This window comes from Stutzerimonas stutzeri (assembly GCF_024448695.1).
GTDB classification, from domain to species: Bacteria; Pseudomonadota; Gammaproteobacteria; order Pseudomonadales; family Pseudomonadaceae; genus Stutzerimonas; species Stutzerimonas stutzeri_T.
Window position 1 is genome coordinate 356009 of the sequence record NZ_JAMOHY010000002.1, and the last position, 8316, is coordinate 364324.

The following is an 8316-nucleotide window of genomic DNA, read 5'->3' on the forward strand; positions in this document are numbered from 1 at the left end:
AGCCGGCAGACGCCGGTTTCATCATTCATGCAACAACTATCAGCTCTGCACCAGATGCACGACCCGCTGCGGGAAGGGAATACCCACGCCTGCTGCGGTCAGTCGCTCTTTGGCCTGCTCGGTGAAGGCGAAAGTCACCGGCCAGAAATCCCCGGTCGCGACCCATACGCGCAGCGACAGGTTGACGGCACTGTCACCCAGCCCCGTAACGAACACCACCGGCTCGGGATCACGCAAGACACGCGAGTCCTCGGCGATTTCCAGCAGGATCTGGCGTGCCAGTTTGATGTCGCTGCTGTAGTCGATGCCGACATTGATATCGGCGCGGCGACGCGGCTCGCGGGAAAAATTGGTGATGTGCCCGTTGGACAATGCCCCGTTGGGCACTACCACGGTCTTGTTGTCACCAGTCTTGAGCACCGTATGAAAGATCTGGATCGAGTTGACCGTGCCGGCTACGCCCTGCGCTTCGATCCACTCGCCCACACGGAAGGGGCGAAACAGCAGAATCAGCACACCACCGGCAAAGTTCGCCAGACTGCCCTGCAGCGCCAGACCAATGGCGAGACCTGCGGCACCGATCACTGCAATGAACGAGGTGGTTTCCACGCCGATCATCGATGCCACGCTGACCAGCAGCAGCACCTTGAGCACTACGCTGGCGAGGCTGCCGATAAAGCCGTGCAGGGTCGGATCGACCTTGCGTCGCTGCAGCAGGCTGGAAATTTTTGCGGTCAGGGTATTGATCAGCCACCAACCGAACAGAAAGGTCAGCAGGGCAAGCGTCACCTGCGCACCGTATTGCAGAACGACAGGCAGCCAGGATTCGGAAAGATCGACCAGATAGTCGACACTCAGGTCCATAAAATAAAACTCCTTTCAACCGGGCGCCCGAAGCAACCCCCGGCAGTGAGGGAATGAATAAGCGCGGCTGGCGCAGGAAGAATCAATCGCGGAAATTGTTGAACTGCAGCGGCATGCCAAATTCGTGAGCGCGCAGCAGCGCGATGGCTTCCTGCAGATCGTCACGCTTCTTGCCCGTTATCCGGACCTGCTCGCCCTGAATGGCCGCCTGCACCTTGAGCTTGGCGTCCTTGATGTACGCGACGATCTTCTTTGCCAATTCCTTGTCGATGCCTTCGCGTAGAATCGCTTCCTGCTTGACCGACTTGCCCGAAGGATAGGGGTCTTTGAGTTCCAGGCATTGAACATCGATCTTGCGCTTGACCAGGCTCAACTTGAGAATGTCCAGCATCTGTTCCAATTGAAAATCAGCATCGGCAGTCAAGTGAATGGTCAACTCCTTGAGCTCGAAATTGCCTTTACCGCGCAAATCGTAGCGTCGATCCAGTTCCTTGACGGCGTTGTCGATGGCATTGGTGACTTCGTGTTTGTCCAGCTCGGACACCACGTCGAATGAGGGCATGAGCTTGCTCCATAGTATGAAACGGCGCATGGGTGTGACCCAGCGCGCTTAGCTTGACGGTTGAAATGGGCCTCCATTATAGCCGCTTGAGCCCTGAACGCCCGACCATAACCTGTTGCCACAACCCCTTCTCTACTGAGCCAATGAATGCCCAACTCACACCTCAGCATCCTTGTAGTCGACGACGCCAAGTTTTCCAGCATCATGATCGGTCGCGCGCTGAGCAAGGCCGGTTATGAGGACATACGCTTCGCCAACAGCGCCAGTGCAGCGTTGGCGCTGATCGAGCAGCGCCCGGCCAATGTGCTTCTCGCCGACTGGCTGATGCCGGAGATGGACGGCCTGGAGCTGACGGCCTTGGTCCGCCAGCAGGACGAAACATCCGATCACTACACCTACATCATTCTGCTCACCGGACGCGACGGTAATGATGTACTGAACATTGCATTCGACCGTGGTGTGGATGATTTCATCAGCAAGTCGGCGATGAATGAACAACTGGTTCCGCGGGTGTATGCCGCCGACCGCCTGTGTGGCTCGCTGCAACGGCTCCTGCAAGAGAATCGCCTGCTCACCGAGAACATTGCCAGCCTGGAGAAACGCAACCTGATCGATCCGATCACAGGCCTCGGCAATACGCGCTATCTGCGGCAGAAACTCAGCGACAGCCTGCGCCAGGTCGAGAGCCGTGGCGGTGCAATCTGTTACCTGGTGATCGGACTGCCGGAAATTGCCGGCCAGCGCCAGCGCTACGGCGAGCGCTTTTATCAGGAACTGTTGCATGGTGTGGCACGGCGCCTGCAACAGCTGGTTCGACCGCTGGATATCCTGACGCGCCTGGACGACAATCATTTCGGGCTGCTGGCATTGGTCGATGACCTGCAGGCATGCTCTCCGAGCAGTTTCAAGCGGCTGCATGAGGGCTTGAATATCAAGGCTTTCAAGACCAGCGAAGGCTTCATCTCGCTCAAAGCCGGCATCGGCCTGGTCAGTCTCGATGCGAGCGCCCTGCCCATCGACCCCCGGCTCGTCATCGAGCGCGCCGAGTCACTGCTTCCGGATGCCTACAGCACGGGCCGCATCGTACCGATGCGCCTCAAACAGCCAGGCGGATGAGCACCGTCTGGCACGTTCTCGGCGCGGGCAGTCTCGGCTGCCTGTGGGCAACGCGCCTGAGTCGCGCCGCAATTCCGGTACGCATCATTCTGCGCACACCCCAGAGACTCGCCGACTATCGCGCCGCCGGTGGCCTCAGGCTGATCGAGGAAAGCCAGACCAGCCTGTATCCGATAACCGCCGAACTGCCCACAACCGCCGAGCCCATTCAGCGACTGCTGGTAGCCTGCAAGGCCTACGACGCCGAAACTGCCGTCGCCTCAGTGGCAGAGCGGCTGCTGCCGGGAGCCGAAATTCTCCTGCTGCAAAATGGCCTCGGCAGCCAGCAGGCCGTAGCCGCACGCTGGCCAAGCAGCCGCTGCATCTTCATTTCCAGCACCGAAGGCGGCTACCGCCCTGCGGATTTTCAGGTCGTTCACGCCGGCCACGGTGAGAACTGGCTGGGCGACCCCCTCGATCAGCGTCCACCGACCTGGCTTCGCGACCTGGCTACGGCAGGTATTCCCTGCGACTGGACAGCCGACATCGAAACCAGGCTGTGGCGCAAGCTTGCGATCAATTGTGCGATCAACCCACTGACCGTTCTGTACGGGTGCCGCAACGGCGAACTGCTCGCGCATCGTGAACAGCTCAGCCAGCTGTGCGAAGAGCTGCGCAGGGTGCTCATGGCCTGCAACCAGGCCGAAGCAGCCCACGCACTGGAAGACGAGGTACTGCGCATCGTCGAAGCCACCGCCAATAATTACTCCTCCATGCACCAGGATGTGCGCAGCGGTCGCCGCACGGAAATCAGCTTCCTGCTCGGTCACGCCTGTCAGTCGGCACAACGGCAGCACGTACGGGCTGACGAATTGAACGCGTTGCTGCAGCGTCTGCAACTGTTCCTCATGCAACACGGATTGCCGCCGGACTGAGGCCCCGCTACCCTGCACAAACGCCCTTCGCCCGTGCCTGTCATGACTCTGCGCCAGCGTCTCGAAAATCTCCCGGTCGGTCGCAAGCTGCTGATCGCCCCGCTCGTCCTGCTTGCCGCCGTGCTGCTGGTCTCCAATCTGACCTTTATCAGCGCGGCCTACTGGATCTCGCGTCAGAGCATGGCGCCCCAGGCGATGCACACCCTCGGCGCGCTGTTCGCCACACCCGAGCTAAGCAGGCAAGCCCTTGCTTCGGAAGCTGCCGCCAATGCGCTGCTGGGCAAACTGGACGACTATGCGCCGCTGCGCGCGGCGGTGATCTATGACGCTGCGGGGCAGCGCTTCGCGCAGCTGCATCGGGGCGAAGCACTGAATCTGCCGAAACAGACAGACCAGCTTGCCCAGTGGCAAAAAACCGAAATGCGCGCCAACCTGCTGGTAGAACTACCCCAGGCGGCAGGCCCGCCGGGACACTTGCTGATCGTGGCCAGCAGCGAGCTGCCGGGCGCCTTCTACACCGGCACCCTGACGGCCAGTCTGGCGATCCTGCTGGCCAGCCTGCTGCTCTGGATACTGGTTGCACGGCAGATCCGCCAGTTGGTCACTCGCCCGATCCGCGACCTTGAAGCCCTGACGCGCCAGGTCACTCGCGAGGAAAACTATTCGCTGCGCGCCACGCCCCGGAACCAGGACGAAATCGGTCGCCTGGCCGATGCCTTCAACACCATGCTGTCGCGCATGGAAGCGCGTGAACAGCAGCTCAAACGAGCCCGCGATGATGCCCAGGAGGCATTCGACCATGCCCAGGGCCTGGCAGAAGAAACCCGGCACTCCAACCGCAAGCTTGAACTGGAAGTCCAGGTGCGCAGCAAGATCGAACGCAAGCTCACCGGCTTCCAGAACTACCTCAACAGCATCATCGACTCCATGCCATCGGTGCTTATCGCGCTGGATGAACAGCTCTACGTGACCCAATGGAACCAGCAGGCCAGTGCGCTTTCCGGTACGTCCCTCCAGGACGCACTGAACCAGCCGGTCTTTATCGCCTTCGAGCCACTGCGGCCCTTTCTCAGCCAGATTCGTCGCACCTGCGAACATCACGAAGTGCAAAAGATCGAGCGCGTCACCTGGGCCTTCAATGAAGAACCCCGGCACTACGCCCTGACGCTTTATCCGCTGATGGGCGGCGCCGGTCGTGGCGTGGTGATCCGTATTGACGACATCACCGAGCGCATCAATATGGAAGAACTCATGGTGCAGTCGGAAAAGATGCTCTCGGTCGGCAGCCTCGCCGCCGGCATGGCCCATGAAATCAACAACCCGCTTGGCGCCATTCTGCACAATGCGCAGAACATCCGCAGACGGCTGTCGCCGGACCTCGAGCGTAATCGCCAGGCCGCCGAGGAGACCGGGGTGCAACTGGAAGCAGTCAACCAGTACCTGCAACGACGCGAGGTCCCACAACTGCTCGATGGCATTCAGCAGGCCGGCTCACGTGCTGCCCGAATCGTCAGCCACATGCTCAGCTTCAGCCGCTTGAGTAACCGCCAACTGGCCGAGTGTCAGTTGAGCGAACTGATCGACCAGGCACTGGAAATCGCCGGCAACGACTTTGCCCTGACGGACAGCTTCGATTTTCGCGCCATTGATATCCTGCGCGACTTCGACCCGCAGGTGAGTCGGGTCCCCTGCATTGGCAACGAGCTCGAACAGGTGCTGCTGAATCTGCTGAAGAATGCTGCCCAGGCTATCCACCAGGGCCCGCACCGAAGCCACGGACAGATCATCCTGAGTACGCGGCTCAACCCGCCCTGGGTCGAAATCCAGGTGGAAGACAACGGCGGCGGCATCCCCGAACATATTCGCAAACGGATTTTCGAGCCCTTCTTCACCACCAAGGAAGTCGGCCAGGGGACCGGGCTGGGACTTTCCGTTTCCTATTTCATCATTACCAACAACCACAAGGGCCAGATGGAAGTGCAGTGCAGACCGGGCCAGGGCACCACCTTTACCCTGCGCCTGCCACTGGCATCGACATCCGAGGCGCCTGACAATTGAACAGGAATTACTGATGGGCAACCGACTTTCGAAGATTTACACGCGCACCGGCGACAGCGGCGAAACCGGACTGGCCGATGGCCGCCGGGTACCCAAGGATCACCCGCGCATCGAGGCGATGGGCGAGATTGACACCCTCAACAGCCAGCTGGGTCTGCTGCTCGCCGAGCTCGAGGAAGCCCGGCCACGCTGGCCGGGACTGGCGGAACTGAGCGAGGTACTGGCGCCCTGTCAGCATCGCCTGTTCGACCTCGGCGGCGAGCTGGCGATGCCGGAGTATCAGGCCCTGGACGAGGCCGAAGTGGCACGACTGGAAACCGCCATCGACCGCTGGAATGAAGAGCTGGGACCGCTGAAGGATTTCATCATGCCAGGCGGCTCGCGGCTGATCGCCCTCGCCCACCTGTGCCGCAGCATGGCGCGCACCTGCGAAAGACGCTGTCAGCACCTGAACGCCAGCGAGCCCTTGCGCTCGGTGGGTCTGGCCTATCTCAACCGCCTGTCTGATCTGTTCTTCGTATCCGCACGGCTCATCGCACGCCGTCAGGACTGTGCAGAAATCCTCTGGCAAGTCGCACGCGCGCCGTCCTGAAGGACCTCAGGCACCCGGGCTTTGCAGTCTGCCCAGGCGACCGCCAACCACCATCTCGGTCGCCCATCCAACCAGGATGTCGGTATAGGTTTTCTGACAGCTTTCGCTGGTCAGGCCATGATCGGCACCGAGGATGATGCGATGGGTCAACGAGTGCGTCTGATGGAACGCCGCGCGGTAGCTCATGATGGTCGCGTGGGGAACCAAGTGGTCGAATTCGGATTCGACCAGCAGCACATCGCCACGAAAATCTGCGCAGGCCGCCAGGGCTCGATTCTCCTCGGGCATCACACGCCGCCCTCGCAGCTGGTTGAGGACATCCCGATCGAGCTGCCGCTTGGGCACCATCCAGTCGTCATCCCGATACAGCGCCGGCACCCGCATGGCAAGCCATCGGACTGGTCGCAAGGCAGTCAGCAGCGCGGCCAGGTAGCCGCCATAACTGGTCCCCACCACCGCAATCGCCGATGAGTCGATATGGGGATGCTGCGCCAGCAGATCGTAAGCGGCTAGCAGATCATTCAGATTCTGTTCACGGGTCACCGTCTGCTGCTGCGCCAGTGTCAGGGCATGACCGCGCAAGTCGAACGACAGGCAGATGCAGCCCAGTCCGGCAATGCCCCGGGCGCGGGTCAGGTCGCGCTCCTGACTACCACCCCAGCCATGTACGAAAAGCACACCGGGCAACTTTGTCGGGGGTGTCAGAAAGGTGCCGGCGATGTGCTCATCATCAACCAGGATATCCACAGGCTCGCTATGGGTTGCCATGTTCCTCCACCGTTGCGTATTTGGTGATGAACCCGACCTCCTCGTCCTCACCACAAAAGAGCAGCGTGGCACCCTCTGGAACCGGCTTTGTCTCACCGTACAACTCCACGGTCGATGCCCGCACCACGCCCGCCTTGCCACCCTGGGAAAAAGCTTCCAGCGCTGCAACTTCGGCGCCGCTGGCACCGCCAATGCGCCAGGACTGCTCCAGCACGCCAGAGCAGGCACGGCCTCTGCCATCGACCCCTTGGGCAATGTCGTAGTTGCGTCGCGAGGCATGGAAATTACGAAAGCAGGCCGAGGCAGCCGCGTCATAGACCTGCGCCTGCGAGATGGCAAGACGGGTCTTGTCCGGCAGATCAAGCTTGAGCAAGGCATCAAAATCGCCTTTCACAACCACCAGGTCCGAGCCGCCATAGACAGTCTGACCGGCGTTGTCCTGAGTCAGGCGTTGTGTGCCGTAATAACTCAGTGTCTGCGCAGCCACGCGCACCTGCCCGACACTGAAGGTCGTTACGCGATCCAGATTGCTCTCAAGAACCAGCCCATACTTCGCAAGCTCGGCCTCCTCGATATGTTCCAGCGCCTGATCAAGTGATTGAACGCCCTCCACTCGCGTCTGCCCACGACCGCCGGTGGCGCGCACCGGCTTGAGCCGCAACGGCCCTTCATGCAGCAGACGCCTTCCTGCCTCACGTGCATCGTGCAGAGAAAATACGCTGTAGCCTGCCAGCACACTGCCCTTTACCCGGTTGGCGAAATCCCGGGACCAGCCAATGGGCGAATCGGCATTGGGCCGCAACAGGGGATGCGATATGGCCTTGGTCTCGACGAAAGCATGGGGCACCACGCCGCCAAAAAGGTCCTGTTCGCCTTCGATTCCCAGCTCGCGCGCCGCCTCGACGCCCACAAGCGTACCGGAAGGCACAAAATACAGCCGTTGGGAGTAATGTGCGGCAGGCTCATATTCCCCGAGAAAAGCCAGCCCCTGGAGCGCAGCCAGGCGCTTGGCCAGCTGCTCATGCACAGCCTTTTCATGTCGAGGCTCGCGGGTACGATTCGCCAGGGTCACCACGGCCCCGCGGGGATTTTGCGGCGCATCCGCACTCGTCATAAATGAATTCGCTCCCGGGACTGCTGATATGTGCGAAGAAACGTTGTCCGCCCTCTTCGTTCGTTGTCACCAGCCAAAGCGGAACCGGTGTAGCCAGTAGACCGCCAATCTCTGCCATCTATCCGTCGGAAATCCGGAACAAAAAAAGGGAGCAGATCGAAATCTGCTCCCTTTTGCTTTGCAACGCTACTGGAGAGTAGGGGCCGAACGAGTGCGGCCCTACGGGCATTACGCTACAGGCGAAGTACTGCGGATCAGGTGATCGAAGGCGCTCAGGGAAGCCTTGGCGCCTTCGCCCAGGGCGATAACGATCTGCTTGTAAGGCACC

Annotated in this window: 9 protein-coding genes; 4 read left to right on the forward strand and 5 right to left on the reverse strand. The window is 60.8% G+C overall.

The features are described from left to right. Positions 1–39: 39 nt before the first annotated feature. Both NAV32_RS03900 and NAV32_RS03905 read right to left on the reverse strand, forming a co-directional pair. Positions 40–864 (reverse strand): mechanosensitive ion channel family protein, encoded by an 825-nt coding sequence (locus tag NAV32_RS03900; RefSeq protein WP_256051472.1) that lies wholly within the window; start codon positions 862–864, stop codon positions 40–42. Positions 865–946: 82 nt separating this feature from the next. Continuing rightward, positions 947–1426 carry a YajQ family cyclic di-GMP-binding protein gene (locus NAV32_RS03905; RefSeq protein WP_256051473.1) on the reverse strand — a complete coding sequence of 160 codons (480 nt, stop codon included), beginning with the start codon at positions 1424–1426 and terminating at the stop codon, positions 947–949. A 147-nt stretch (positions 1427–1573) separates the two neighbouring features. Between NAV32_RS03905 and NAV32_RS03910 the strand changes: the two genes are divergently transcribed. Genes NAV32_RS03910 through NAV32_RS03925 form a run of 4 tightly spaced genes read left to right on the forward strand, consistent with a single transcriptional unit; the run spans position 1574 to position 6106 of the window. Further along, positions 1574–2542, forward strand: a complete 969-nt coding sequence (locus tag NAV32_RS03910) for a GGDEF domain-containing response regulator (RefSeq protein WP_256051474.1) — start codon at positions 1574–1576, stop codon at positions 2540–2542. Next, positions 2539–3456 carry a putative 2-dehydropantoate 2-reductase gene (locus NAV32_RS03915; protein WP_256051475.1) on the forward strand — a complete coding sequence of 306 codons (918 nt, stop codon included), beginning with the start codon at positions 2539–2541 and terminating at the stop codon, positions 3454–3456. The genes NAV32_RS03910 and NAV32_RS03915 overlap by 4 nt, the downstream gene beginning before the upstream one ends. 42 nt (positions 3457–3498) lie before the next feature. Further along, complete coding sequence (locus NAV32_RS03920) at positions 3499–5514, forward strand: sensor histidine kinase (RefSeq protein WP_256051476.1); 2016 nt, start codon at positions 3499–3501, stop codon at positions 5512–5514. A gap of 13 nt (positions 5515–5527) precedes the next feature. Next, a complete protein-coding gene (locus NAV32_RS03925; RefSeq protein ID WP_256051477.1) occupies positions 5528–6106 on the forward strand; it encodes a cob(I)yrinic acid a,c-diamide adenosyltransferase in 579 nt (192 codons plus the stop codon). A 6-nt stretch (positions 6107–6112) separates the two neighbouring features. Here NAV32_RS03925 and NAV32_RS03930 read toward each other — a convergent pair whose 3' ends face one another. The 3 genes from NAV32_RS03930 to NAV32_RS03940 all read right to left on the reverse strand — a co-directional run. After that, positions 6113–6874 carry an alpha/beta hydrolase family protein gene (locus tag NAV32_RS03930; RefSeq protein ID WP_256051478.1) on the reverse strand — a complete coding sequence of 254 codons (762 nt, stop codon included), beginning with the start codon at positions 6872–6874 and terminating at the stop codon, positions 6113–6115. After that, positions 6861–7988: a DUF3182 family protein gene (locus tag NAV32_RS03935; protein ID WP_256051479.1), complete on the reverse strand. Its 1128-nt coding sequence runs from the start codon at positions 7986–7988 to the stop codon at positions 6861–6863. Before NAV32_RS03935 ends, NAV32_RS03930 begins: the two co-directional genes overlap by 14 nt. Before the next feature lie 228 nt (positions 7989–8216). Beyond that, positions 8217–8316 (reverse strand): hypothetical protein (locus tag NAV32_RS03940; RefSeq protein WP_256051498.1); only part of this gene is annotated, 100 nt, incomplete at its 5' end.